Annotated in this window: 26 protein-coding genes and 1 other annotated feature; of the genes, 8 read left to right on the forward strand and 18 right to left on the reverse strand. The window is 56.7% G+C overall.

Annotated features, from left to right (window positions below):
• Window positions 1-35: 35 nt before the first annotated feature.
• Window positions 36-602 carry an acetate uptake transporter gene (gene satP, locus A3466_RS11835; RefSeq protein WP_063450701.1) on the forward strand — a complete coding sequence of 189 codons (567 nt, stop codon included), beginning with the start codon at window positions 36-38 and terminating at the stop codon, window positions 600-602.
• Here the strand turns inward: satP and A3466_RS11840 are convergent.
• From A3466_RS11840 to tal, 3 genes are all read right to left on the reverse strand, one after another.
• Window positions 579-1,901 (reverse strand): MFS transporter, encoded by a 1,323-nt coding sequence (locus tag A3466_RS11840; protein ID WP_063450702.1) that lies wholly within the window; start codon window positions 1,899-1,901, stop codon window positions 579-581. The genes satP and A3466_RS11840 overlap by 24 nt on opposite strands.
• Before the next feature lie 122 nt (window positions 1,902-2,023).
• Window positions 2,024-2,611, reverse strand: coding sequence for a molybdopterin adenylyltransferase (gene mog / locus A3466_RS11845; protein ID WP_063450703.1), 588 nt, complete (start codon window positions 2,609-2,611; stop codon window positions 2,024-2,026).
• Between the two features lie 111 nt (window positions 2,612-2,722).
• A complete protein-coding gene (gene tal / locus A3466_RS11850) occupies window positions 2,723-3,676 on the reverse strand; it encodes a transaldolase (RefSeq protein WP_003856481.1) in 954 nt (317 codons plus the stop codon).
• Window positions 3,677-3,938: 262 nt separating this feature from the next.
• On the opposite strand from tal, the gene A3466_RS11855 reads away from it, so the two are divergent.
• Both A3466_RS11855 and yaaA read left to right on the forward strand, forming a co-directional pair.
• Entirely contained in the window at window positions 3,939-5,372 is a 1,434-nt protein-coding gene (locus tag A3466_RS11855) for an alanine/glycine:cation symporter family protein (RefSeq protein ID WP_063450704.1), read from the forward strand.
• 66 nt (window positions 5,373-5,438) lie between these two features.
• Window positions 5,439-6,212 (forward strand): peroxide stress protein YaaA, encoded by a 774-nt coding sequence (yaaA, locus tag A3466_RS11860; RefSeq protein ID WP_063450705.1) that lies wholly within the window; start codon window positions 5,439-5,441, stop codon window positions 6,210-6,212.
• 31 nt (window positions 6,213-6,243) lie between these two features.
• Here yaaA and A3466_RS11865 read toward each other — a convergent pair whose 3' ends face one another.
• From A3466_RS11865 to yjjY, 7 genes are all read right to left on the reverse strand, one after another.
• The gene (locus A3466_RS11865) at window positions 6,244-6,531 is read right to left on the reverse strand and encodes a DUF2502 domain-containing protein (RefSeq protein WP_063450706.1); all 288 of its coding nucleotides are present in this window, start codon (window positions 6,529-6,531) and stop codon (window positions 6,244-6,246) included.
• Between the two features lie 305 nt (window positions 6,532-6,836).
• Window positions 6,837-8,123: a threonine synthase gene (gene thrC, locus A3466_RS11870; RefSeq protein ID WP_063450707.1), complete on the reverse strand. Its 1,287-nt coding sequence runs from the start codon at window positions 8,121-8,123 to the stop codon at window positions 6,837-6,839.
• Window positions 8,124-8,126: 3 nt separating this feature from the next.
• Window positions 8,127-9,056: a homoserine kinase gene (gene thrB / locus A3466_RS11875; RefSeq protein ID WP_063450708.1), complete on the reverse strand. Its 930-nt coding sequence runs from the start codon at window positions 9,054-9,056 to the stop codon at window positions 8,127-8,129.
• A gap of 1 nt (window position 9,057) precedes the next feature.
• Window positions 9,058-11,520 (reverse strand): bifunctional aspartate kinase/homoserine dehydrogenase I, encoded by a 2,463-nt coding sequence (gene thrA / locus A3466_RS11880; protein WP_063450709.1) that lies wholly within the window; start codon window positions 11,518-11,520, stop codon window positions 9,058-9,060.
• Between the two features lie 24 nt (window positions 11,521-11,544).
• Window positions 11,545-11,662, reverse strand: a sequence feature (Thr leader region).
• Window positions 11,601-11,669: a thr operon leader peptide gene (gene thrL, locus A3466_RS22400; RefSeq protein ID WP_072039575.1), complete on the reverse strand. Its 69-nt coding sequence runs from the start codon at window positions 11,667-11,669 to the stop codon at window positions 11,601-11,603. (Overlaps the previous feature by 62 nt.)
• 211 nt (window positions 11,670-11,880) lie before the next feature.
• On the reverse strand, window positions 11,881-12,567 hold the full coding sequence (locus A3466_RS11885) for a tRNA/rRNA methyltransferase (protein ID WP_063450710.1): 687 nt from the start codon (window positions 12,565-12,567) through the stop codon (window positions 11,881-11,883).
• A 399-nt stretch (window positions 12,568-12,966) separates the two neighbouring features.
• Window positions 12,967-13,107, reverse strand: a complete 141-nt coding sequence (yjjY, locus tag A3466_RS23165) for a protein YjjY (RefSeq protein WP_001541509.1) — start codon at window positions 13,105-13,107, stop codon at window positions 12,967-12,969.
• Window positions 13,108-13,202: 95 nt separating this feature from the next.
• On the opposite strand from yjjY, the gene arcA reads away from it, so the two are divergent.
• A complete protein-coding gene (arcA, locus tag A3466_RS11890) occupies window positions 13,203-13,919 on the forward strand; it encodes a two-component system response regulator ArcA (protein WP_003856501.1) in 717 nt (238 codons plus the stop codon).
• A 48-nt stretch (window positions 13,920-13,967) separates the two neighbouring features.
• On the opposite strand, the gene creA is transcribed toward arcA, so the two are convergent.
• On the reverse strand, window positions 13,968-14,438 hold the full coding sequence (gene creA, locus A3466_RS11895; protein ID WP_063450711.1) for a protein CreA: 471 nt from the start codon (window positions 14,436-14,438) through the stop codon (window positions 13,968-13,970).
• Between the two features lie 215 nt (window positions 14,439-14,653).
• Between creA and robA the strand changes: the two genes are divergently transcribed.
• Window positions 14,654-15,523, forward strand: a complete 870-nt coding sequence (robA, locus tag A3466_RS11900) for an MDR efflux pump AcrAB transcriptional activator RobA (protein ID WP_063450712.1) — start codon at window positions 14,654-14,656, stop codon at window positions 15,521-15,523.
• Here the strand turns inward: robA and gpmB are convergent.
• Window positions 15,520-16,167, reverse strand: coding sequence for a 2,3-diphosphoglycerate-dependent phosphoglycerate mutase GpmB (gene gpmB / locus A3466_RS11905; RefSeq protein WP_063450713.1), 648 nt, complete (start codon window positions 16,165-16,167; stop codon window positions 15,520-15,522). The genes robA and gpmB overlap by 4 nt on opposite strands.
• A 47-nt stretch (window positions 16,168-16,214) precedes the next feature.
• Between gpmB and yjjX the strand changes: the two genes are divergently transcribed.
• Window positions 16,215-16,730, forward strand: a complete 516-nt coding sequence (yjjX, locus tag A3466_RS11910; RefSeq protein ID WP_063450714.1) for an inosine/xanthosine triphosphatase — start codon at window positions 16,215-16,217, stop codon at window positions 16,728-16,730.
• 27 nt (window positions 16,731-16,757) lie between these two features.
• Here the strand turns inward: yjjX and trpR are convergent, their stop codons facing one another.
• Together trpR and sltY are read right to left on the reverse strand one after the other, a co-directional pair.
• Entirely contained in the window at window positions 16,758-17,087 is a 330-nt protein-coding gene (gene trpR / locus A3466_RS11915) for a trp operon repressor (protein ID WP_003856511.1), read from the reverse strand.
• 55 nt (window positions 17,088-17,142) lie between these two features.
• Entirely contained in the window at window positions 17,143-19,080 is a 1,938-nt protein-coding gene (gene sltY / locus A3466_RS11920; RefSeq protein ID WP_063450715.1) for a murein transglycosylase, read from the reverse strand.
• A gap of 226 nt (window positions 19,081-19,306) precedes the next feature.
• Between sltY and ettA the strand changes: the two genes are divergently transcribed.
• Window positions 19,307-20,974, forward strand: a complete 1,668-nt coding sequence (gene ettA / locus A3466_RS11925) for an energy-dependent translational throttle protein EttA (protein ID WP_006810191.1) — start codon at window positions 19,307-19,309, stop codon at window positions 20,972-20,974.
• A gap of 94 nt (window positions 20,975-21,068) precedes the next feature.
• Here ettA and A3466_RS11930 read toward each other — a convergent pair whose 3' ends face one another.
• The 4 genes from A3466_RS11930 to serB form a co-directional block, all read right to left on the reverse strand.
• The gene (locus A3466_RS11930; protein ID WP_063450716.1) at window positions 21,069-21,968 is read right to left on the reverse strand and encodes a LysR family transcriptional regulator; all 900 of its coding nucleotides are present in this window, start codon (window positions 21,966-21,968) and stop codon (window positions 21,069-21,071) included.
• A gap of 186 nt (window positions 21,969-22,154) precedes the next feature.
• Window positions 22,155-23,387 (reverse strand): multifunctional transcriptional regulator/nicotinamide-nucleotide adenylyltransferase/ribosylnicotinamide kinase NadR, encoded by a 1,233-nt coding sequence (nadR, locus tag A3466_RS11935; protein ID WP_063450717.1) that lies wholly within the window; start codon window positions 23,385-23,387, stop codon window positions 22,155-22,157.
• Window positions 23,388-23,422: 35 nt separating this feature from the next.
• Window positions 23,423-24,808 carry a DNA repair protein RadA gene (gene radA, locus A3466_RS11940; protein ID WP_003856523.1) on the reverse strand — a complete coding sequence of 462 codons (1,386 nt, stop codon included), beginning with the start codon at window positions 24,806-24,808 and terminating at the stop codon, window positions 23,423-23,425.
• 74 nt (window positions 24,809-24,882) lie between these two features.
• Window positions 24,883-25,851 carry a phosphoserine phosphatase gene (gene serB / locus A3466_RS11945; RefSeq protein ID WP_063450718.1) on the reverse strand — a complete coding sequence of 323 codons (969 nt, stop codon included), beginning with the start codon at window positions 25,849-25,851 and terminating at the stop codon, window positions 24,883-24,885.
• A 117-nt stretch (window positions 25,852-25,968) separates the two neighbouring features.
• Here serB and A3466_RS11950 point away from each other — a divergent pair, with 117 nt between their 5' ends.
• Complete coding sequence (locus tag A3466_RS11950; protein ID WP_063450719.1) at window positions 25,969-26,613, forward strand: YtjB family periplasmic protein; 645 nt, start codon at window positions 25,969-25,971, stop codon at window positions 26,611-26,613.
• Window positions 26,614-26,648: the final 35 nt, after the last annotated feature.

Below are 26,648 nucleotides of genomic sequence, written 5' to 3' on the forward strand. Positions count from 1 at the left end.
TTTCACCATTTTAATGATGATTTTTTTGAGGACTTATGGGCAACACTAAGTTGGCTAATCCGGCTCCGCTGGGCCTGATGGGTTTTGGCATGACCACCATTCTGCTGAACCTGCATAACATCGGGATGTTCCCGATGGACGGCGTAATCCTGGCGATGGGCATTTTTTACGGCGGTATCGCACAAATCTTCGCGGGCCTGCTGGAATATAAGAAAGGCAATACCTTCGGCTTAACCGCCTTTACCTCTTACGGTTCGTTCTGGCTGACGCTGGTCGCGATTCTGCTGATGCCTAAAATGGGTCTGGCGGATGCGGCAAACGCCCACTTCCTGGGCGTATACCTGGGACTGTGGGGCGTCTTCACCCTGTTCATGTTCTTCGGCACCCTGAAGGCGAACCGCGCGCTGCAATTCGTCTTCCTGAGCCTGACCGTGCTGTTCGCCCTGCTGGCAATGGGTCACCTGGCGGATAACGAAGGCATCGTTCACGTTGCCGGCTGGGTCGGTCTGGTGTGCGGCGCAAGCGCTATCTACCTGGCAATGGGTGAAGTGTTGAACGAGCAGTTCGGTCGCACCGTATTACCGATTGGTGAAAAACACTGATCCCTCTGTCGTGCCCGCATCGCGGGCACGATAACCTCCAGACTGACGAAGCCATATCCCCAATACCAGCCCCATCAGGGATAACGCCAGCACGTACCACGCTGGTGCAAGCGGCGACACGCCCATCAACATCGTGACCACTATTGGCGTCAGCCCACCGAAAATGGCATACGAGACGTTATAAGAGAACGAGATCCCGGTGAAGCGTACCTCCGGCGGAAAGGCCCGGACCATCACGTACGGTACCGCACCAACGACCCCCACGCACAGCCCAACGATGCCGTACAGCAGGAACAGCTGTTCAGGATGGGTGCCCGCCAGATGATAAAAAGCCCAGCTCGACGCGGCCAGCAGCAGGCTGCCGACGATAAAGGTCACGCTGGCACCAAAACGATCCGCCGCCAGCCCGGCGGCCAGACAGCCAAAGCAGAGCATAATCGTCGCGATGCTGTTCGCCTGCAACGTTACCGCAGGCGCAAAACCGTACTGCTTTTGCAGCCAGACCGGCGACATCAAAATGACCACCACGATACCCGCAGACAGCAGCCAGGTGAGCAGCATCGACACCACCACCGCTTTTTTGTGCCGCACCACCACCGTTTTCACCGGCAGTTCTTGTGCCAGCGTCTTCCGCTGCTGCATTTCCAGAAATATTGGCGTCTCCTGCAACCAGCGACGCAGGTACATCGCCACCAGCCCGAACGCCCCCCCCAGCAGGAAAGGAATCCGCCAGCCCCAGTCGTAAACGGCCTGCTGCGTCATGCTGGTATTGATGAGGGTAGCAACCACGGAGCCAAGCAGAATGCCAACCGTTAGCCCGGCCGTCAGCGTTCCGCACGCAATGCCGATGCGGCGCGCCGGGACGTGCTCGGCGACAAACACCCACGCGCCCGGCACTTCTCCACCGATGGCCGCGCCCTGGAGCACGCGCATCAGCAGCAGCAATAACGGAGCGATAATGCCCATCGACGCATAGGTCGGCAAGAGGCCAATGGCCAGCGTCGGCACGGCCATCAGCAGGATACTGAGGGTAAACATCTTCTTGCGCCCGACCAGATCGCCAAAGTGCGCCATGACGATGCCGCCCAGCGGACGCGCCAAATACCCGGCAGCGAAAATGCCGAAGGTTTGTACCTGGCGCAGCCATTCCGGAATATCGGCCGGGAAGAACAGCGCACCCACGACGGCGGCGAAGAAAACGAAGATGATGAAGTCGTAAAACTCCAGCGCGCCGCCTAAGGCAGCGAGCGTGAGGGTTTTGTAGTCCTGTCGATTCAGAGGTCGGGCGTTATGTGACATAGCGAACCATTGTGCGTGTGTTGTGGATTTATTTTTACAGCAATAGTAAAGAAAAAATTACTATATCGTAAATCCATTTACACGCTACTGCCGCTGGCGCTAATGTCACATTTTAATCAACTTCAGGAGATTGTCTCGCGGCGTGCGCTTTTAGGACGAAATGCTGCTACCACTTTGTCGTCAGTTTCAACGTACGGACCGTCAAGCAGCTGTATACAATACGGTACACTTGCAAAGATGCCGTGGACGATGACGCTGCCATCCTCGGCTTTTAAGCCTTCCAGCGTCTCTTTGATCGACTTCGGCTGCCCCGGCAGGTTCAGGATCAGCGCCTGTTTACGGATCACACCGACCTGACGGGAAAGAATGGCCGTCGGAACAAAGTGTAGACTGATCTGGCGCATCTGTTCACCGAAGCCCGGCATTTCCCGATCGGCGATAGCCAGCGTCGCGTCAGGCGTCACGTCGCGGCGCGCGGGGCCAGTTCCGCCCGTCGTCAGCACCAGGTGGCAGCTCATCTCATCCACCAGCTCGCACAGGGTCTGCTCGATGATCGGCTGCTCGTCCGGGATCAGGCGAGTCTGGATCTCAAACGGGGTAGTCAGCGCGCTACCCAGCCATTCTTCCAGAGCAGGGATGCCTTTATCCTGATAAACACCGCTGGAGGCGCGGTCAGAAATCGACACTAAGCCGATGCGTAAGGTATTCATATCCATTCCATTCAAAAAGTACTGATTAATGGGAATGATACACGCAGAGAGAAAATTCAGACAGAGGCGGGGGGAAAGACGCGTGACCGGGAGCCCGGTCACGCAGAATGATTACAGCAGGTCGCCGATCATTTTTTCCAGTTTTTCCTGGTCGATAGCAAACTTACGGATACCGTCCGCCAGCTTGTCTACTGCCATTGGATCCTGGTTATGCTGCCACAGGAACTCGGATTCCGTGATGCGCTCCGGGCGCGCTTTCACTTCACCGGTGTAAGACAGTTTACGCTCGATAGCGCCTTCGCTTTCTGCCAGCTCTTTCAGCAGCGCAGGGGCGATGGTCAGGCGGTCACAGCCGGCCAGCTCGATGATTTCACCGACGTTGCGGAAGCTTGCGCCCATCACAACGGTCTCATAGCCGTGCTGTTTGTAGTATTCGTAGATTTCCGTCACGGAAATCACGCCTGGATCTTCAGACGCCGCGTACTCTTTCTTGTCGGTGTTGGCTTTGTACCAGTCCAGAATACGGCCCACGAACGGAGAAATCAGGTATACGCCAGCTTCGGCACAGGCACGCGCCTGCGCGAAGGAGAACAGCAGAGTCAGGTTACAGTTGATCCCTTCTTTTTCCAGCTGCTCGGCGGCGCGAATGCCCTGCCAGGTAGAGGCCAGTTTGATCAGGATACGGTCGTTGCTGATGCCCGCATCGTTGTACAGTTTGATCAGACGTTTTGCTTTGGCGATAGACGCTTCGGTGTCGTAGGACAGGCGAGCATCAACTTCAGTTGAGATACGGCCAGGAACCAGTTTCAGAATTTCCAGACCGATGTTCACCGCCAGTTTGTCGGTAGCATCCACAACCTGCTGCGCGCGGTCATTGCTCTGCGCTTTCGCCCAGGTCACCGCTTCGTCGATCAGTTTGCGATACTCAGGGATCTGCGCAGCGTTAAGGATCAGAGAAGGGTTGGTTGTAGCATCCTGCGGCTGGTACAGCTTCATTGCCGCAATATCTCCGGTGTCAGCGACGACAGTGGTGAACTGACGAAGGGAGGTCAATTTATCCGTCATGATAGTGTTTCTCTTTTAACGTTCCCTGGATAATTCACACTACCGACAGCCTGCCAGCAGCGGAAAAATGACAGGTTTACTTGTTAGGGGGATGTAACCGGTCTGCCCTGATGATAACACGAGTGAGAGGCAGCGCAACCGCAGACAGTGCGCTTAGGCAGAGTATGATAAACTCACAATATTAACAGGCTGCTAAGTAACAGCATGCACAATCAGTGGTAGCGCTTACATATTCACGTTGGCATCAACAAGAGGGACGTTAGTGCCTGATTTCTTTTTCTTTATCAACGAAGTCCTCTGGGGTTCGATCATGATTTACCTGCTTTCAGGGGCAGGTATCTGGTTTACGTGGCGCAGCGGGATGATTCAGTTTCGCTATATCCGCAAATTTGGCAGAAGTCTGAAAAACAGCGTCACCCCACAACCGGGCGGTTTGACCTCGTTTCAGGCGCTCTGTACCAGCCTCGCCGCACGCATCGGCAGCGGTAACCTGGCCGGTGTTGCGCTGGCGATCGGCGCGGGCGGTCCGGGCGCGGTGTTCTGGATGTGGGTAACGGCGATTATCGGCATGGCCACCGCCTTTGCTGAGTGCTCGCTGGCCCAGCTCTACAAAGAAAAAGACAGCAAAGGCCAGTTTCGCGGCGGACCTGCCTGGTATATGGCTCGCGGGCTGGGAATGCGCTGGATGGGCGTTCTGTTCTCGATCTTTTTGCTGGTGGCGTATGGCCTGATTTTCAACACCATTCAGGCAAATTCCGTCGCCCACGCGCTGCGCTTTGCCTTCAATTGTCCGGAGTGGCTGACGGGCGGCGCGCTTGCCCTTCTCACCCTGCTGACCATTGTGACCGGGCTTAAAGGGGTTGCCCGCCTGATGCAGTGGCTGGTTCCCCTGATGGCGCTGCTGTGGGTGTCCACCAGCCTGTTGGTATGCGCGATACATATCGACGAGGTGCCGAACGTCATCGCCACCATCTTCAAAAGCGCGTTTGGCTGGCGCGAAGCGGCGTCCGGCGCACTGGGTTATACCGTTAGCCAGGCCCTCACTGCCGGGTTTCAGCGGGGGATGTTCTCCAACGAAGCGGGAATGGGCTCCACGCCAAATGCCGCCGCCGCGGCCGCATCCTGGCCTCCGCATCCCGCCGCGCAGGGCATTGTGCAGATGATTGGCGTCTTCACGGACACCATTGTTATCTGCTCCGCCAGTGCGATGATAATGCTGCTGGCCGGCGCCGTTGAACATCCATCCGGCAGTACGGCAGGCATTCATTGGGTACAACAGGCGCTGGTCTCACTCGTTGGCGGCTGGGGCGCCGGTCTTGTCGCCCTTGTCGTGGGGCTTTTTGCCTTCAGCTCGATTGCGGTGAACTATATCTATGCCGAAAACAACCTTGTCTTTCTGAACGTCGATTCGCGTCTGGCCCGCAACGTCCTTCGCGCGGCTGTGCTGGGGATGGTGTTCGTCGGCTCCCTGCTCAGCATGCCGATGGTCTGGCAAATAGCGGACGTCATTATGGCGCTGATGGCCATCACTAACCTGACGGCCATTTTGCTGCTTTCACCGGTTGTGGCGCTGATCGCGCGGGATTATCTGCGTCAGCGCAAGCTTGGCGTGCCGCCCGTCTTTGACGCCACACGCTATCCCGAAATCGAGTCACAAATTGCCCCCGGCACCTGGGATGATTTGCCGCGGCAATAACAGCTATCGATCAAATCAGGGCGATTTTTTGTTAAAGTCGCTCTAAATTTCCTGCAAGGACTGGATATGCTGATTCTGATTTCACCTGCAAAAACGCTCGACTACCAGAGCCCGCTCGCCACTGAGCGTTATACCCAGCCGGAACTGCTGGACTACTCGCAACAGCTGATCCACGAGGCGCGTAAACTGTCGGCTCCGCAGATCGCCTCGCTGATGAGCATCAGCGATAAACTCGCCGACCTGAACGCCACCCGTTTTCACGAGTGGCAGCCTGACTTCACGCCCGACAACGCGCGCCAGGCGCTGCTGGCCTTTAAAGGTGACGTCTACACTGGCCTGCAAGCAGAAACGTTTAGCGAAGCCGATTTCGATTTTGCCCAGCAGCATCTGCGCATGCTGTCCGGCCTGTATGGCGTACTGCGCCCGCTGGATCTGATGCAGCCGTATCGTCTGGAAATGGGTATTCGCCTGGAAAACGCCAAAGGCAAAGATCTGTACCACTTCTGGGGCGATACGATCACCGACAAGCTTAACGCGGCGCTGCAAGCCCAGGGAGATAACGTGGTGATCAACCTGGCTTCCGATGAGTACTTCAAATCGGTGAAGCCGAAAAAGCTGAATGCGCACATTATCAAGCCGGTGTTCCTCGACGAGAAGAACGGCAAATTTAAAGTGATCAGCTTCTACGCCAAAAAAGCGCGCGGTCTGATGAGCCGCTTCATCATTCAAAACCGCCTGACAAAGCCGGAGCAGCTCACCGCTTTTAACAGCGAAGGGTATTTCTTCGACGAGGCATCGTCAGGCAAAAACGAGCTGGTGTTTAAGCGTCACGAGCAATAAAAGACAACCCCGCCAGCTGGCGGGGTTTGTGTTAATGGTGTTTCCTGTCCGGGCCCGGACGATGATCGTCATGACGGTGGCGATCGTGACGATCGCGATGTTCATCGTGCGGACGCCAGTGGTTGTCGCGCCAGTCATAGTGCGCTTTCCACCAGTCATGGTCGCGCCATCGGCCGCCATCCCAGTAGTGTCCGTTATTATCCCGATCGCCAATTTGCAGCTTTACCGCAGGCACGAGGATGATCTCAGCGGCCTGCACCGCCATAGGAGCGACCAGCATCAGTGAGAGCGCGATGAGTGCAGGTTTCAGTGTAGACATAGATGACTCCTTATTCTTCTTGCCCAGCGTGGGCCGATGTAAGGAGAGTACGTGATGGGAACGGCGGATGTTATTCTCTGCAATCCTAAACGCTAAGTGGCCGCATTTATTGGGAATTTCTGCTTTTTTCCTGCTGTTTTTCTCCTTAATTTCTCCATAAAAAAAGCCGGGTGGCGGCTGCGCCTTACCCGGCCTACGGACCGGAGCTGTCGTTGCCGGGTGGCGCTGCGCTTACCCGGCCTACGAATGGGGTCGTTGTGGATCTTGTAGGCCCGGTTAGGCGTAGCCGCCACCGGGCAACAAACTCACGCTCGGGTCATCATCAGCTTACGCAGTGCCGCAAAATCTGCCGGCAGCTCATGGGACAACAGCGGCAGATCGGCGCGCTCGGCCAGCTCTTTTGGCAGCGGCAGCGTTTCACCCAGGATCGCTTCCACGCTCTCCTTAAACTTCGCCGGATGAGCGGTTCCGAGGAACAGGCCATACTCGCCCGGCTGAAGCGCGTCGCGCAGCGCACGGTAAGCAATCGCCGCGTGCGGCTCAGAGGTATAGCCCACGGCTTTCAGCTCACGCATGGTCGCCTTGGTGGTTTCATCCGTCACCGCAGCGTAGCCGAGGTCGCCCAGACGCCAGACCTTACGGCGGAACAGCTCTTCCACACGCGGCCAGTTGTTAGGCTGTGACACATCCATCGCATTGGAGAGCGTGGCCTGCGTCGCGTTCGGCGCCCATTTCCCGTCTTTCAGGTAGCGCGGCACGGTGTCGTTGGCGTTAGTGGCGGCAATAAAGCGCTTCACCGGCAGACCGAGTGATTTCGCCAGCAGGCCCGCCGTCAGGTCGCCGAAGTTGCCGCTTGGCACGGAAACCACCAGCTGATTGCGCGCGTCCTGCGGCAGCTGCGCCACCGCTTCGAAGTAGTAGCAGATCTGCGCCAGCAGACGGCTGATGTTGATCGAGTTGGCGGAGTTCAGACCCAGCGCCACCTTCAGCTCTTCGTCGTCGAAGGCCTGCTTCACCAGCGCCTGACAGGCATCGAAATCGCCGTCGATCGCCACGGTTTCAATGTTGCCGCCGAGGGTGCAGAAAAGTTTTTCCTGAAGCGGACTGATTTTGCCCTTCGGATAGAGGATCACCACGCGGACGTTTTTCAGGCCGTAGAACGCATGGGCCACCGCCGCACCGGTATCGCCGGAGGTCGCGGTCAGAATCGTCACCGGTTTGTCGCCGCTGATGTGGGTCAGCATCTGCGCCATAAAGCGGCCGCCGAAGTCTTTAAACGCCAGCGTCGGGCCGTGGAACAGTTCCAGACAGCCGACATCCGGCTCCACCTGCTGAACCGGAGCCGGGAAAGCAAACGCCGCACGCACGCGCTCTTCCAGCAGCTCCTGCGGGATTTCATCGCCAATAAACGCAGACAGAATTTTGGTGCTGCGGGTGACAAAGTCCTGCTTCAGCAGCTCATCGATTTCGGTCAGCTGGAATTCCGGCAGGTCGTGCGGGAAAAACAGCCCCTGATTTTTGCCCAGCCCCTGCGTGACCGCCTGCGCGAAGCTGACCTGCTCGTTATGATCTTTAAGGTTGTAGAGTTTCATTCGTTATCCCAGTACTCGTGCGCCAGCCGTGTCCAGACGGCAAATATGAACAAAGCCTTCCTGATTTTGCAGGTAGTGTTTAGAGAGCCAGTCCGCCACGCGCTGCGCGGTGTCTGGTTTGTCGCACAGGGCGAACAGCGTCGGGCCGGAGCCGGAGATGCCGCATGCCTGCGCGCCGATATCCATTGAAGCCTGTCGCGCCTCGTTAAAGCCAGGAAGCAGCTTCGTGCGGTACGGCTCGGCAATCACGTCTTTCATGAGTTTCGCCGCCAGCTGCGGCTGGCGGGTGTAGCAGGCGTGGATAAAGCCCGCCAGATGACGCCCGTGGGCGATACAGTCCTGGCGACGATACTGCGCAGGCAGGATCGCACGCGCTTCCGCGGTAGAGACCTTGATGCCCGGATACGCCAGCACCCACAGCCACTCATCAAACCCTGGCACCTGCTGGCTGATGATGCCATTTTCTTCAATCATCAGCTGCATGCCGCCGAGGAAGCACGGTGCGACGTTATCATAGTGAATACTGCCGGAGATGCGCCCTTCCAGCTCGCCCATCAGCGCCAGCATACGGCTGTTGTTCAGCGGCTTGCCGCAGTGCTCGTTCATCGCCACCAGCGCGGCGACTACCGAACACGCGCTGGAGCCCAGTCCCGAGCCAATCGGCATGCTTTTTTCCAGCGTCATGGCGACCGGCACGTTTTTGCCGATCTCCTGACAGAAGCGTTCCCAGCACTGATAAACGATATTCTCGCGTGGTTCAGGCGGCAGCTTACTGGCGAAACGGCCAACGTTATTCAGGCTGAAGCGCTCTGCCGCCTCAACCGTTACCGTATCGCCCAGCAGCGAACCGTCCACCGGCGTCACCGCCGCGCCCAGCACGTCAAATCCGACGCTCATATTGGCGCTGGAAGCCGGGGCATATACTTTAACCATTTTAAACTCCTAACTTCCATGACAGGGTACGCAGCAGATCGGCAAACACGCCCGCCGCCGTTACATCATTCCCTGCGCCATAGCCGCGAAGCACCAGCGGCAGTGGCTGATAATAGTGGCTGTAGAACGCCAGGGCATTCTCGCCGTTTTTCACCTTGTACAGCGGATCGTTGCCATCCACTTCGGCAATCTTCACCCGGCAAACGCCATCCTCTTCAATGTTGCCAACATAGCGCAATACCTTACCTTCATCACGGGCTTTCGCCACGCGTGCGGCAAAGGCATCGTCAAGCTGAGGTAAATTCGCCATAAAGGCGCTGACGTCACCGCTGTCATCAAATTCCGCTGGCAGCACCGGCTCAATCACGATATCCGAAAGCTCAAGCTCGCGGCCCGTTTCGCGCACCAGGATCAGCAGCTTGCGCGCCACGTCCATCCCGGAGAGATCGTCGCGCGGATCCGGCTCGGTGTAGCCCAGCTCGCGCGCGGCACGGGTGGCTTCCGACAGGCTCATGCCTTCATCCAGCTTACCGAAGATAAACGACAGGGAGCCGGAGAGGATGCCGGAGAAACGCTGCAATTCATCGCCCGCGTTCAGCAGGTTTTGCAGGTTCTCGATGACCGGCAGGCCGGCGCCGACATTGGTGTCGTACAGGAACTTGCGGCGCGACTTGCTCGCCGCCAGGCGCAGCTGGTGATAGTAATCCATCGACGAGGTATTGGCCTTTTTGTTCGGCGTTACCACGTGGAAACCTTCGCGCAGGAAGTCGGCGTACTGTTCGGCCACCGCCTGGTTCGAGGTACAGTCGACGATCACCGGGTTGAGCAGGTGATACTCTTTCACCAGGCGGATCAGGCGACCCAGGTTGAACGGCTCTTTCGCCTCTTCCAGCTCCGCCTGCCAGTTTTCCAGGTTCAGACCGTGGACGTTAGTGAGCAGCGCTTTCGAATTCGCAATTCCGCAGACGCGCAGATCGATGTGCTTTTTCTTGAGCCACTCCTGCTGGCGCTTCACCTGCTCCAGCAGCGCACCGCCGACGCCGCCGACGCCAATCAGGAACAACTCGATGACCTGATCGGTGTTGAACAGCATCTGGTGAACCACGCGCACGCCGGTGGTGGCATCGTCGTTATCGACTACAACTGAAATTGAACGCTCGGAAGAGCCCTGCGCAATCGCCACGATGTTGATATTAGCCCGCGCCAGCGCGGCAAAGAATTTGGCAGAGATACCGCGCAGGGTGCGCATGCCGTCGCCAACGACGGAGATCACCGCCAGACGCTCCTGAATAGAGAGCGGCTCCAGCAGCTCCTCTTTAAGCTCCAGATAGAACTCTTCCTCCAGCGCGCGACGGGCGCGCAGGCAATCACCCTGCGGTACGCAGAAGCTGATGCTGTATTCGGAAGAGGACTGGGTGATCAGCACAACAGAGATCCCGTTGCGGGACATGGCGGCAAACACGCGTGCAGCCATGCCGACCATCCCCTTCATCCCCGGGCCGGAGACGCTGAACATCGCCATGTTATTGAGGTTTGAAATGCCCTTCACCGGCAGGTCATCTTCATCCGCGCTGGCGCCAATCAGCGTGCCCGGCGCTTGCGGGTTACCGGTGTTTTTAATCAGGCATGGGATCTGGAACTGGGCAATCGGGGAGATGGTGCGCGGGTGAAGTACTTTGGCGCCGAAGTAGGAAAGTTCCATCGCTTCCTGATACGACATGGACTTCAGCAGCCTGGCGTCCGGCACCTGGCGCGGATCGCAGGTATAAACGCCGTCGACGTCAGTCCAGATCTCACAACAGTCTGCGCGCAGGCACGCGGCCAGCACGGCGGCGGAGTAATCAGAGCCGTTACGGCCCAGCACGACTAATTCGCCCTTCTCGTTCCCGGCGGTAAAGCCCGCCATCAGGATCATATGGTCAGAGGGGATTTTGCTCGCGGCGATACGGCGGGTCGATTCGGTAATATCGACGGTGGATTCGAGGTAGTGGCCCACCGCCAGCAGTTTTTCAACCGGATCGATGACCGTCACGCAGTGACCGCGCGCTTCCAGCACGCCCGCCATGATGGCGATGGAGAGTTTTTCACCCCGGCAAATCAGTGCCGCGTTGATGCTGTCCGGGCACTGACCCAGCAGGCTGATACCGTGAAGGACATGTTTAATCTGGGCAAATTCGAGTTCAACGGTGGTTTTCAGCTGCGCCAGCGGGAAGCCCGGCTGGGCATCTGCCAGCCCCTGAAGCAGCTCGGTGAAGATACGCTCAGCGTCGCTGATGTTCGGAAGTGCATCCTGACCACCAATGGTTTTTTCAATCATCGCCACCAGGTGGTTCGTGATTTTGGCCGGGGCAGAGAGCACGGTGGCAACCTGCCCCTGCCTGGCGTTGCTTTCCAGGATATCGGCAACGCGCAGAAAACGCTCCGCATTTGCCACTGACGTACCGCCGAACTTCAACACTCGCATGGTTCTACCTCATTTCCTTTAGCCGAAAAAAAAGCCCGCACTGTTCAGGTGCGGGCTTTTTTCTGTTTTTCCTGTACGCGTCAGCCCGCATCGTTACCTGTGGTAATGATGGTGGTTGTAGTAATGGTGGTGATGCTGATGCGTTTCATGGATGTTGTGTACTCTGTCATTATTATCTGTCTGTGCTCTATTCTTTTAGGGTTAAAGGATCGGGCACCTTAAGTCAATGAATTTTTAATTTGATCACAATTTGGGGCATTCTCACGTCCCGCTGCGAGCAGATTTATTTTCATCCGAATACCCCATATGCAACCCCAGCTATCAGCGAGATCGGCCATATTAAAAACTTATAGCAGCATTTTACTCGGATAATTTTTTTTCAATATCATGGAGCAATCGGTGCAGCATTGCCGTATCGCGCTGTTCCAGACGTCCCAGGCGCTGCTGCAACCAGTCCACCATTTTCCGATCGTCAGCCACGCCCAGCTGCATAAGCAGTTTGTCAGCGCGAACGCGCAGGGCCGCCAGCTGGTTTTCATCCGTTTCTGTCACCGGTGGCTGAGAAATTTGTATTAAGGATGCTAATTGATAGCAGTAAACCATCACCGCCTGGCCCAGATTGAGTGATGGATAATCCGCCACCATCGGCGCGCCCGTCAGCACGTCAGCCAGCTCCAGTTCTTCATTCGTCAGCCCCGAATCTTCGCGCCCAAACACCAGCGCGGCTTTCTCCAGCCACTGGCTTTTTTCTTCCAGCATGGGCACCAGTTCAGCAGGCGTGGCGTAATAGTGAAACTTCGCCCGGCTGCGCGCGGTGGTCGCGACGGTAAACGAAATATCGTGCAGGGCGTCAGCGAGCGTCGCGTAAGTGGTTATATTATCGAGAATATCACCCGAACCGTGCGCTACCCACCGTGCGGCAGGCTCCAGATGCGCCGTGCTGTCCACGATACGCAAATCGGTAAAACCCATGGTCTTCATGGCACGCGCCGCAGCGCCAATATTTTCAGCTCTTGCTGGTGCCACCAGCACAATAGACAGATGCATTTATGCTCTCTTTTTAATCAGTTAGCAGATAAAAATGTGATTCACTTCAACATATTACGCAGCACGAATTTACAATTTTGCAACACAAATCACCGAAATAGCGTTTCATAACAATTAAAAAAAGCTAAACTATTTTGTGGCTGAACAATCAGTTAGAATGTTAACAGAAGTCTATTATCCTTATGTTTTGTAATGATAATGACTATACGAATACTCTTTTCTGATTGGATTCGTATCGTTTATCAATCAATGTCCGCAACTAGTTGGTTTATTGAAAAATTGTGACAAAGGCTAGCATTCAGCTACGATGATTTCATCAAACTGTTAACGTGCTACAATTGAACTTGATATATGTCAACGAAGCGTAGTTTTATTGGGTGTCCGGTGTCACTTAGCCTGTTATGTTGCTGTTAAAATGGTTAGGATGACAGCCGTTTTTGACACTGTCGGGTCCAGAGGGAAAGTACCCACGACCAAGCTAATGATGTTGTTGACGTTGATGGAAAGTGCATCAAGAACGCAATTACGTACTTTAGTCACGTTAGGCCGATCATGTTAATTTGCGACATGCATCAGGCAGGTCAGGGACTTTTGTACTTCCTGTTTCGATTTAGTTGGCAATTTAGGTAGCAAACATGCAGACCCCGCACATTCTTATCGTTGAAGACGAGTTGGTAACACGCAACACGTTAAAGAGCATTTTCGAAGCAGAAGGCTACGATGTCTTTGAAGCGACCGATGGCGCAGAGATGCATCAGATCCTTTCTGAAAATGATATCAACCTGGTGATTATGGATATCAACCTGCCGGGCAAAAACGGCCTTCTTCTGGCGCGCGAACTGCGTGAACAGGCGAACGTCGCGTTGATGTTCCTGACAGGCCGTGACAACGAGGTTGATAAAATTCTTGGTCTGGAAATCGGCGCGGACGACTACATCACCAAGCCGTTTAACCCACGCGAGTTAACCATTCGTGCACGCAACCTGCTGTCCCGCACCATGAATCTGGGTACGGTCAGTGAAGAGCGTCGTAGCGTCGACAGCTACAAATTCAACGGCTGGGAACTTGATATCAATAGCCGTTCGCTGATTAGCCCGAACGGTGAGCAGTATAAACTGCCGCGCAGTGAATTCCGCGCGATGCTGCACTTCTGCGAAAACCCGGGCAAGATCCAGTCCCGTGCAGAACTGCTGAAGAAAATGACCGGTCGTGAGTTGAAGCCACACGATCGTACCGTTGACGTTACCATCCGTCGCATTCGTAAACATTTCGAATCTACGCCTGATACGCCGGAAATCATCGCCACCATCCATGGTGAAGGCTATCGTTTCTGCGGTGACCTACAGGAATAATCCTCCCGTCACGCAGTAAAAAACGGCGCATTTGCGCCGTTTTTTTTATCAATGCCACGGCATAATGGGCACCGCGCTGATCGCGTTTTTCGGTGAGCCTTCCACGACTTTGTCGGAATAAGCCAGATAAGCTAACGTGTTGCGTTTCGCATCGTAGAAACGCACCACCTGTAGCTTTTTGAACACCAGCGAGGTCCGTTTCTGGAATACGACGTCGCCCTGCGCTTTGCCGTTTTTAATTTTGTCGCTCAATTCAACCGGGCCAACCTGCTGGCAGGAAATGGCCGCGTCAGACGTATCCTCAGCCAGCCCCAGTCCGCCTTTAATCCCGCCCGTCTTTGCCCGGCTGACGTAGCAGGTGACGTTTTTAACATCCGGATCGTCAAAGGCCTCCACCACAATTTTGTGGTCCGGCCCAAACATTTTAAACACGGTATCCACAGAGCCCACCTGTTCAGCCTGCGCTGCGCTTCCCGCCATGAGTACCAACGCCGTAAAGAGTAAAGCCTTGTATTTCATATTGTTACCATTCATAAAAAATTACGCTGAGCGATTATTCAACACGTTAGCTAAAAATGTAGCAAGATCACAGGATTAGAATATATCCGCACATAACCCCCCACAAAAAGCATTTATGCGCAAAAAAAACACTGAATGCTAAAACGTCAAAAAATGCTATTATCCGCTAACCTGTAAACAGGCACCTGCGGCAGTTTTAAGGATGAGGATAGTATATGGATCAGGCTGGAATTATTCGCGACCTGCTCACCTGGCTGGAAGGTCATCTCGACCAGCCATTGTCACTGGATAATGTGGCGGCAAAAGCAGGCTATTCCAAGTGGCATCTGCAAAGGATGTTCAAGGATGTCACCGGTCATGCTATCGGTGCCTATATTCGTGCACGTCGGTTATCAAAGTCTGCTGTTGCGTTGCGTCTGACCGCGCGACCCATCCTCGATATTGCTCTGCAATATCGCTTCGATTCACAGCAAACCTTTACCCGCGCCTTTAAGAAACAGTTCTCGTTAACGCCAGCGCTTTATCGTCGCTCGCCTGACTGGAGCTCCTTTGGTATGCGTCCGCCGCTGCGTCTGGGCGAGTTCGCGATGCCGAAATATGAAATCATCACCCTGCCGGAAACGCACCTGGTCGGCACCACCCAGAGCTACTCCTGTTCCCTGGAGCAGATCTCCGAGTTCCGCCATCAGATGCGCGTTCAGTTCTGGCGCGAATTTTTAAGCCACGCGCCGGCGATCCCGCCGATTTTGTATGGCCTGAACGAAACGCATCCAAGCCAGGAAAAAGACGACGAGCAGGAGGTGTTTTATACCACGGCGCTCACGCCTGACATGGCGAACGGGTACATTCATGGCTCGCAGCCTGTCGTGCTGGAAGGCGGCGAATATGTAATGTTCTCATACGAAGGGTTAGGAACGGGCGTACAGGAGTTCATCCTGACCGTTTACGGGACCTGCATGCCGATGCTGAATCTGAATCGCCGTAAAGGTCAGGACATTGAGCGCTACTATCCGGCACAGGATGCTAAACCGGAAGAAGGCCCTATCAATCTGCGTATGGAATTCCTGATTCCGGTACGTCGTTAACGCTGTAATTCGTCCAGTGCAGGGGCATCAAGATGCGAAATGTCCCCTGCCGTTTCAACCACCCACCCCGATGCCAGCCAGGCGCTTTCCTGATAGTCGATACGGGAAATGGAACAGTTGCGCAGACGTAAACGGCGCTCGGCGTAAGCCGGCAGACCCAGAATGGTGCTCACCAGGCAACCCAGCGCGATACCGTGACTCACCAGCAGCGGACGGCTGCCTGCCGGAAGCTTGAGGCATTCCGCCAGCGCGGCATGCATACGCACGCTCAGCTCCTGCATGGATTCCCCTTCAGGAATACGACCATCTTCGGTACCGTTCACCAGCATGCGACGCCAGCCTTCTTCGATTTCCGTCAGCGTATCGATAGGACGTTTTTCCAGCACACCCATATCCAGCTCGCGCAGGCGCGGTTCGAGGGTGACGTCACAGCCACAGGCATCGGCGATGATGCGTGCCGTCTGCTGCGTGCGGCCCAAATCACTGGAGATAACGTGAGTGATGCCCAGCGTTCTGGCGCGCTCCGCCACCTGCCACGCTTGTTGCACACCCTTGTCGGTGAGAGGACTGTCTGACTGGCCTTGAATACGTCGCTCGGCGTTCCACTGCGTTTCACCGTGGCGAACAAGGTATACCTGTAACATGCTTTTTTTCCGTTATACTGCGATGAATTTTTTAATCGAGCTTAATTATGCACCATGTTATCTCTGCTACCACCAATCCTGCCAAAATTCAGGCAATTCTAAGGGCATTTGAAGAGATCTTCGGCGAAGGATCCTGCCATATTGACGCCGTCGGCGTCGAGAGTGGCGTGCCGGAACAGCCGTTTGGCAGCGAGGAAACGCGCGCTGGCGCACGAAATCGCGTGGCGAATGCAAAAGCCGCCGCACCCGACGCTGACTTCTGGGTCGCGATTGAAGCGGGCATCGACGAAGGGGCAACCTTTAGCTGGGTTGTCATCGAAAGCCGCGAGCAGCGCGGCGAAGCGCGTTCAGCCACCCTGCCGCTGCCGGAGGTCATTCTGGAAAAAGTCCGCGCAGGTGAAGCGCTCGGGCCAGTGATGTCACAGTACACCGGCATTGATGAAATTGGGCGTAAAGAAGGGGCGATTGGCGTCTTTACGGCGGGTAAGCTCACGCGTTCAGGGGTTTACCATCAGGCGGTGATCCTGGCGCTGAGCCCGTTTCATAACGCGATTTATCGTTAAGTTTGTAGGCCGGATAAGGCGAAGCCGTCATCCGGCGTTTTTCAGCAATACCGCTTCCAGCCACTGGCGCAGCTCAACCGGCGCAGACTTCAGGCTGTTCGATCCACGGGTGATCGTCGCGATGCCCGCGCCCAGCTCGTTTTTCAGCTCGCGCTGGCTCATTTCGCCGCGCAGCAGTTCCTCAATAATGCGTACCCGCGTACCCAGCGCTTCACGCTCGTCTGGCGTCAGCATCAGCTGGAGCAACGGTAAATGCAGATCTTTGTCATAAGACTGTCGAAGCAGCTCCACAAAACGAAGCCACTCCTGATGACGCTGTTCGGCCATGGCCGAGGAATACGGGGAATGCTGGGTCATGTTATGCTGCCTCTTGTACTCATTAACGAGTACAGCATAACACAACCCACGCCGATCAGTAACGTCTCTGCCACTCGGCATCGCTCATCAGGGCATCTTTTTCCCCCATGAAGTGCCGATAGTAGGCGTCATACGCCAGCACGTTCTTCACGTATCCGCGCGTTTCCGAGAACGGAATGCTTTCAACGAACGCCACGGCGTCGAGTCGCCCTGCGCTGTTGCCGAGCCACGTCCGCACGCGCCCAGGCCCTGCGTTGTACGCCGCTGACGCGAAGATGCGGTTATTACCGAACTGCTGATAGACGTACTGCAAGTAACTGGTACCGATGTTGATGTTGGTATCCGGATCCAGTAGCTGGGACGGGCTGCTGTACCCCGGGATATTAAACATTTTCACCGTGTGCGTCGCGGTGCCCGGCATAATCTGCATCAGGCCGCTGGCCCCCACCGGAGAACGCACTTTCGGGTTCCAGGCGCTCTCCTGGCGCGCGATTGCCATTGCGTAGCTCTGCGGGATATCTTTGTCGCGGGTGTAGCGCTCAAAGAGATCGTTGTACGCCAGCGGGAAACGCTCCTCAAGATGATCCCACAGCTTGCCGGCGATCGTCGCCTGTACGCTCAGATCCCACCAGCGATTATCAAACGCGTAGCGGGCAAGCTGCGCCTTCTCATCGACGGTACGGCTGGTGACCAGATTGGCCCACTCGCTGCGCGCGGTATTATCCAGATTCCAGTACATTAGCTCGCGCACGCGGGCCATTTCTGGCCCCTGGGTCAGCGCCGGGTTCGCGTTGGCGGGCGCTTTGTCGATCTTCAGCGTGTACTCCTCGCCCAGACGCTGTGCCGCCGCCATCGGGTAGAATCCGCGCTGCTGCATCAGGGAGTGGAGGATCGCTTTGGCTTCGTCTTCACGGCCACGCTCCAGCAGCAGGTCCGCCTGCCAGTAACGCCACTCATCTTTCTCTTTGGCATCCATCGGCAGACGCGCCAGCCAGGTATTAAGGCCGCGGCGGTCGCCCATGCCCAGCGCCATGCGCACGCGGCGCTCCACCAGCGAAACGGAGTTTGAACGCATCACCGCATCGTCACGCCAGCGCGCCTGTTCGTCGGTGACATCCGTGCCCATCAGTCGCCACGCCACAATGTCGCGCAGCTCCTGGGTTTGATCGTCATTAAGCTGCTGGGCCTGCACCAGCTGCGGGATCATTAGCCGCGCGTTTTCCACATCGTCACGCGCCACGCTGGCGAAGGCCACCGCCGCCATTTGACGGGTAAAATCGGTCGCGCCGGTGGTACGCGCAAACGTCAGCACGGTGTTGGGATCGTTTGCCAGACCGATAACGGCAGACGCAATGGTCTGATAATCCGCTGGCATCTGGCCCGCCAGCACGTTGACCAGCCGGGTGTTTCCGGCCTTCATTGCCAGGCGAATGCGTTCCAGGTAAGCGAGCGGATCTTGCTTGCCCGAGGCGCGCCAGGCGCTGAAAAGCGGGTCACAGGCGTTTGGCTGGCTTTTGCCCGTCAACCACAGATCTTTCGCCCCGGCCCAGGCTTCCTCCTGCTGACCGGTCGCCCATTTCGCATAATAGTAATTACACTGCGCTTCCGTCGCACCCGGTTTATCCGGGCTGAAGGCCAGCAGGCCGCGCCAGTCTTCACGACGGGCCAGCTCGTTCACGAACCGGGATTTCAGGGTGCGCGCGGGCGGCAGGGTCGGGTTCGCCTGAATGAAGTTATTCACGGTGACGGTCGGTTGATTCATAAGATCGTCCGTGATCTGGCGATACTCAAGGTACGGATACAGCGGATAATCCTTAAGCGTCGGCATCAGCGCCTGCACGGTATCCATCTGCTTGTTGTCCCATGCCTGTTTAATCTGGGCATAGCGGTTACGTTGTTCATCCAGTGAATCGGCATGCACCGCCTGGCTTACCGCCATTACGCATACGCTGGCAGCCAGCAGACGCCAGACCACCCGTTTGGCTTTTTCCACAAGCTCTTCCTCATTGTTTTTCGTTAGTTGCAGCGTCTTGCCACGTCAAAGTTACCTCAACTTATGCTAACCAGGCATCCTACAACGCGCCACGTCGTGGACACTTTTTTACCTTTCTTGCACGTTTTAACACTCCCGACGTTCCTGGCTGGGATTAGGGCGTGAAAAAGGCTACACTTCGAGGCTGAAATTCATTCTCATCACGATAAAAGAGGCGAAGTCCAACGTGGCTCAATTCGTTTATACCATGCATCGTGTCGGCAAAGTTGTCCCGCCGAAACGTCATATTCTTAAAAATATCTCGCTGAGCTTCTTCCCGGGCGCAAAAATTGGTGTGCTGGGTCTCAACGGTGCCGGTAAGTCCACCCTGCTGCGCATCATGGCCGGCATCGATACAGACATCGAAGGTGAAGCCCGTCCGCAGCCTGGCATCAAGATCGGTTACCTGCCGCAGGAACCTCAGCTGAACCCGGAACACACCGTACGTGAATCCGTGGAAGAAGCGGTGTCCGAGGTGGTTAACGCGCTGAAAGGTCTGGATGAAGTGTATGCCAAATACGCCGAGCCGGATGCGGACTTCGACAAACTGGCCGCTCAGCAGGGCAAATATGAGGAAATTATCCAGGCGCACGACGGTCACAACCTGAACGTGCAGCTGGAGCGCGCGGCCGATGCCCTGCGTCTGCCGGACTGGGATGCGAAAATCGCGAATCTCTCCGGTGGTGAACGCCGCCGCGTGGCGCTGTGCCGCCTGCTGCTGGAAAAACCAGACATGCTGCTGCTCGACGAACCGACCAACCACCTGGATGCGGAATCCGTGGCCTGGCTGGAGCGCTTCCTGCACGACTTCGAAGGCACCGTGGTGGCAATTACCCACGACCGTTACTTCCTCGACAACGTGGCAGGCTGGATCCTGGAGCTGGACCGCGGTGAAGGTATTCCGTGGGAAGGCAACTACTCTTCCTGGCTGGAGCAGAAAGATCAGCGTCTGGCGCAGGAAGCGTCTCAGGAAGCGGCCCGTCGCAAGTCTATCGAGAAAGAGCTGGAGTGGGTTCGTCAGGGCGCGAAAGGCCGTCAGTCTAAGGGCAAAGCCCGTCTGGCGCGCTTCGAAGAGCTGAACAACACCGAATACCAGAAGCGTAACGAAACCAACGAACTGTTTATCCCGCCAGGAGCACGTCTGGGGGATAAAGTGGTTGAAGTGACCAACCTGCGTAAGTCATACGGCGACCGCCTGCTGATCGACGATCTGACCTTCTCCGTACCGAAAGGTGCGATCGTGGGCATTATCGGTCCGAACGGCGCGGGTAAATCGACCCTGTTCCGTATGATGTCCGGTCAGGAGCAGCCTGACAGCGGCTCTATCACCCTGGGTGAGACCGTGAAGCTGGCCTCCGTGGACCAGTTCCGCGACGCGATGGACAACAGCAAAACCGTGTGGGAAGAAGTCTCCGGCGGGCTGGATATCATGCGTATCGGCAATACCGAGATGCCAAGCCGCGCCTATGTTGGCCGCTTTAACTTCAAGGGCACCGACCAGGGTAAACGCGTGGGCGAACTGTCCGGCGGTGAGCGTGGTCGTCTGCACCTGGCGAAACTGCTTCAGGTTGGCGGCAACGTTCTGCTGCTCGATGAACCGACCAACGACCTGGACATCGAAACCCTGCGCGCACTGGAAAACGCCCTGCTGGAGTTCCCGGGCTGCGCCATGGTTATCTCGCACGACCGCTGGTTCCTTGACCGTATCGCGACCCACATCCTGGACTACCAGGACGAAGGTAAAGTGGAGTTCTTCGAAGGTAACTTCACCGAATACGAAGAGTACAAGAAACGCACGCTGGGCGCTGACGCGCTGGAGCCGAAGCGTATTAAGTACAAGCGTATTGCTAAGTAAGTGCCCAAAAAAGCCGGGTGGCGCTCACGCTTACCCGGCCTACGGTTCTGCGCTGTTTGTAGGCCGGGTAAGGCGAAGCCGCCACCCGGCTTTTTTATTTGCCAACGTAATACCGCTTCACCTCGTCAAACTGCATCGCAAACTCGATATAGCTCATCAGCGCGGGCGAATTGAGCTTACGGCTCGGATAGGCCAGCCACAGATCGTTTCCCTCAACGCTCCACTCCGGCAGCACTTTCACCAGCGCGCCCCTCTTGATTTTGTCTTCCAGCAGGAATGCGGGTAGCAGCGTGATCCCCGCCCCGGCAATCGCGCATTCGCGGGCGTACACCAGGTTATCCGTCAGATGGGCGTTATCCGGCAGAAAGCGATAATCCTCGCTCTCGCTCTGCAACAACCACTCAGCCCAGGATTTATGGGTAATACAGCGGTGATCCACCAGCTGTCGGGGATGGGTTAACGGCTCCCGGCGCGCCAGATAGTCGGGCGATGCCAGCATGTAGCGTGGACAGTGCCCTATCATGCGGCCGATCAGGGAAGAGTCCTGAGGTTTCCCGGTTCGCAGGGCAACGTCGAAACCCGATTCCACAAGATCGAGGACATCATCTGAAATTGAGACATCGAGCGAAACGTCAGGATAGCGAAGCTGGAATTCGGCATTCATATGCGCCAGCAGGGTCGCGCCAATCCCCGCCGGACACGTCATACGCAGCCGTCCGCTGGGGTTTTCGCGCAGGCGCTGAATGGCATATTCCGCCCGCTCGCTGGCCGCCAGCATCTCGCGACAGTGCACCAGATAGTGCTCGCCCGCGAACGTCAGGCTGATCCTGCGCGTGGTGCGATTCAGCAGACGGATCCCCACCTGCTGTTCAAGCTGGCTGATGCGCTGGCTGACGCTGGATTTCGGCAGCTCAGCTTTCAGCGCCGCCGCGGTAAAGCTGCCCATTTCTGCCACCAGCGCAAACAGCGCCATATCCTGAAGCTGTTTAAACATGATTGTTCACCCCGTGCGAACGGTGAGCTCTGGATTGTCCATCTTATCACGCAGCTGATCCCTTACCAGACTAGCCTCAACAAGACGCATTTCATCGAGGAGCACAGGTCAGTGAAATGATTGCGCCGCAGGGGTATATGCGTGGGGAGGTAGTGGTTGAGTTCTGAGTGGATAGTTCCCCTCACCCTAACCCTGCTCCCCCATCATCTCCTTCACCAGCTCGACGCAGCGCAGGAAACGGGTGTCGTAGTCCGACTCTTCAACATGCACAAAATCAACGTTGTTTTCGTTAAGCATCTCAACCAGCATGGTCTGGAACTCGCGCCTGTCCACCGAGCTGCCCAGGCTGCGCATGCCGTCGGCCACCCACGGCGTGTTGTTTTCCAGCAGGATCACCAGGTCAAAGCGATATTCGTCAATCAGCGCCTGCACAAACGGGTGCTCACGTCCTTCGTACTTTTTACAGAACGCCTGCGTGGTAACGAAATCAGTATCAATAAACGCGACTTTGTTGGCGTATTTCACCGCAAAATCAATGTACTGGGCGTGTCCCAGCGCAATTTTATCGTAGTCGGAATACTGCAATGCCATCTCGTCACCGCCGAGGTGTGAGAAGACATAATCGCGTCCGTACTCCCACGCGCTGGTGGTGTTGAAGATATTCGCCAGCTTATTGACCAGCGTCGATTTGCCGCTCGACTCGCCGCCAAGGATCGCCACCGTACGCACGAAGAACGGCTTCACCTCGGTCGGGATATAGTCCCAGTAACGGAACGGGTTCTCACGGATCTGCGCACCGCTGATGTTCATAAAGGTGCGTTTAGGATCGATCAGCACGGTTTCAATGCCCAGATGCTCGCGGAACTGCGGCGCATCGGACTCTTCAGAGGTGTAGATCCAGTTAGGCGTAATGCCCTTCTCTTCCATAAACGCTTTGACGCCGTTGCTCCACACGTCCCAGCCATGCGGATACGGCTCCATGCCCTCTTCATTAAAGGCATGAATGCGAATATTTTTCTGATACTTAAACGTCTGAAGCAGCCAGCGCAGGCGGTCCGGCACCGTGGGCTGCTGCGACATGGCGCTGTCTTCAAATAGCTGGCGATCGCGGGTTTCGTCGTAGCCCATGATGATATGCAGCTCGTCGACCTGGCTACAGGCGCGCTGGATCAGGTAGATGTGCCCGGTATGCAGCGGGTAGAACTTGCCGAACACCACGCCAATGTTCTTTTGCATCCGCGGAAATTCAAGCCCCAGAAAACGGTGCAGCGCTTCAAGCTTCTGCGCGCTGGGGCTTTTGATTTTGGCGTTCAGCAGTTGGCTCAGGTAGCCCTTGGTCATGCCGCTGGCGTCCGCCACCTGCTGCAACGTGCAGCCCTTCTGGCGGATCGCGGTCTTGATGTAGTCAAATGATGACATAAATTACGGTGCCTCCTGCAAAATCGAATACGTAATTATAAGTCGTCAAAGACATTTAACGCATCTGCGAGTTTTTTAACGCCAAAAACCTGCATCCCTTCCGGGATTTTTTTCGGCACGTTGGCGGCCGGAACAATCGCGCGGCGGAAGCCGTGTTTTGCCGCTTCGGAGATACGCTCCTGTCCGCTCGGCACCGGGCGAATTTCGCCCGCCAGCCCCACTTCGCCAAACACCACCAGATCCTGCGGCAGCGGCCTGTCGCGCAGGCTGGAGACCATCGCCAGCAGAAGCGCCAGGTCCGCGCTGGTTTCGGTCACCTTCACGCCACCGACCACGTTGACGAACACATCCTGATCCGCCATTTGCAGGCCGCCGTGACGGTGCAGCACCGCCAGCAGGATCGCCAGGCGGTTCTGTTCCAGACCGACCGCCACCCGCCGTGGGTTGCCCATCATCGAGTGATCCACCAGCGCCTGAATTTCGACGAGCAGCGGACGCGTCCCTTCCCACAGCACCATTACCGAACTGCCGGAGGTGATCTCATCGCCGCGGCTCAGGAAGATGGCCGACGGGTTGCTGACTTCGCGAAGCCCCTGCTCGGTCATGGCAAAAACGCCCAGTTCATTCACCGCGCCGAAGCGGTTTTTGTGGCTGCGCAGGGTACGGAAGCGGGAGTCCGCATCGCCGTCGAGCATCACCGAGCAGTCGATACAGTGCTCCAGCACCTTCGGACCCGCCAGCGAACCGTCTTTGGTGACGTGGCCCACCATCACAATCGCCACGCCGCGCGTTTTGGCAAAGCGCGTCAGGTAAGCGGCGGTCTCACGCACCTGCGCCACGCTGCCCGGCGAGGACTGGATGTCCGCCATGTGCATTACCTGGATGGAGTCGATGACCATCAGCTTCGGCTGCTCTTCTTCGGCGATCATGCAGATCTGCTCGATGCTGGTTTCCGACAGCATGTTCAGGTTACCGGTCGGCAGGCCGAGACGGTGAGCGCGCATCGCCACCTGCTGGAGGGATTCTTCACCCGTCACGTACAGGGTTTTCATCTGTTCGGCGAGCTTGCAGAGCGTTTGCAGCAGCAGGGTCGATTTCCCCGCCCCCGGGTTACCGCCGATCAGAATCGCGCTGCCCGGCACCACGCCGCCGCCGAGCACGCGGTCAAATTCTTTGAATCCGGTTGAGAAGCGCGGCAGCGCCTCAAGGCTGATATCCGAAAGTTTTTGTACCTTCGACACGCCTGCATTGCCCGCATAGCCGCTCAGACGCTCATTGCGGGCCACGCTCGGCGAAGCCGCCACACCACGCACTTCGGTTATGGTGTTCCAGGCATGACAGGCACTGCATTGCCCCTGCCAGCGCGGATAATCCGCACCACATTCATTACAGACAAATGCGCGTTTTGGAGCTTTCGCCACGGTTTACCTCGTTATTTCTGTGCAGCCTGCGTGCCGGGTGGCGCTTACGCTTACCCGGCCTACAGCGCAGACCGTTATTTCTGGTTGATGCTGCCGGAGAGAATGCAGAACACCCCCATCAGGTCAGCGTGACGGATAGTAACTTCCGTCTTTTCATTCACTTTTGGCTTGGCGTGGTAGGCAATACCCAGACCGGCAGCTTTGATCATCGGCAGATCGTTCGCGCCATCGCCGATGGCGACGGTCTGCTCGACCGGAATCTCATACTTTTCCGCCAGGCGCGTCAGGGTTCTGGCTTTGTACTGCGCATCCACGATGTCGCCGATGACCTGACCGGTCAGCCTGCCGTCCATGATCTCTAGCTCGTTTGCCACCACGGTGGTCAGACGCAGCTTGTCACGCAGGTAATCGGCAAAGAAGGTGAACCCACCGGAGGCAATCGCCACTTTCCAGCCGAGCGTCTCCAGCTTGAGCACCAGCTGCGTCAGCCCCGGCATCAGGGGCAGTTCATCGCGCACCTGACGCAAAATGTTCGCATCGGCTCCCTTCAGCGTCGCCACGCGTTGTCGCAGGCTGGCGGTGAAATCCAGCTCGCCGCGCATCGCGCGCTCGGTGACTTCCGCCACCAGTTCGCCGCTGCCCGCCAGTTTAGCGATCTCGTCGATACATTCGATCTGAATGGCGGTAGAGTCCATGTCCATCACCAGCAGGCCCGGCGTTTTCAGATGCGGGATCTTGCCGAGCGGGGCAACGTCCAGCCCGGCATCGTGCGCCAGGCGCGTGGCGCGCTGCGTCAGGGAACCCGCGAGGCGAATGACCTGATAATCTTCCACGCACCAGGCCGCAACGATGACCATCGCTGCGCCCAGTTTGGTTTGATACTGGGTCAGGCGCTGCTTATCCAGGCCGCGTCCGTACAGCAGCCAGCCGCTACGGCCAGCGTGGTAATCGAGAGGCATCACCTCATCGCCACTTAACGAGAGCGGCAATCCTGGCCATAAAGAGACATCCGTTGGCAGGTCGCACCAGGTAATGTTCGGCATTGAAGCTCCTGTAATTTCGTTCGCGCCGGAAGGTTCCCGAGGGAAAATAACGCATGAGGCTACCCTGTAACCATCACTTCTGGCAACATTAAGCCGTAAATTTTCAGCAGGTGGAATATGGCTCGCGCAAAACTGAAATTCCGGCTTCATCGCGCCGTGATCGTCCTTATCTGTCTCGCCCTGTTAGTGGCGCTGATGCAGGGGGCATCCTGGTTTAGCCAGAATCACCAACGGCAACGTAACCCGCAGTTTGAAGAGCTGGCCCGCACGCTGGCGCGCCAGGTGACGCTTAACGTTGCGCCGTCTATGCGCACCGAAACGCCGGACGACAAGCGGATAGCCCTGGTGTTACGACAGCTCACGGAAAACAGCCGCATTCTGGATGCGGGCGTGTACGATGAACAGGGCGACCTGATTGCCCGCGCGGGTGAGCATGTCGACGTGCGCGACAGGCTGGCGCTGGACGGCAAAAAAGCCGGCGGTTATTTCAATCAGCAAATCGTCGAACCTATTGAGGGCAAAAATGGTCCGCTCGGCTATTTACGCCTGACGCTCGATACCCACACCCTGCCAACCGAAGCCAAACAGGTGGATAACACCACCAATATTTTGCGCCTGATGCTGCTCCTCTCGCTGGCGATTGGCGTCGTGCTGGCGCGCACGTTGCTTCAGGGCAAGCGCACCCGCTGGCAGCAGTCGCCATTCCTGCTAACCGCCAGTAAGCCGGTTCCCGAAGAGGAAGAGAGCGAGAAGAAAGAATAGTGATAAAGTAGGCAGATGATTCGGAAAAGGAACTC

Source organism: Enterobacter genomosp. S (genome assembly GCF_001631805.1).
Classification (GTDB): Bacteria; Pseudomonadota; Gammaproteobacteria; order Enterobacterales; family Enterobacteriaceae; genus Enterobacter; species Enterobacter quasihormaechei.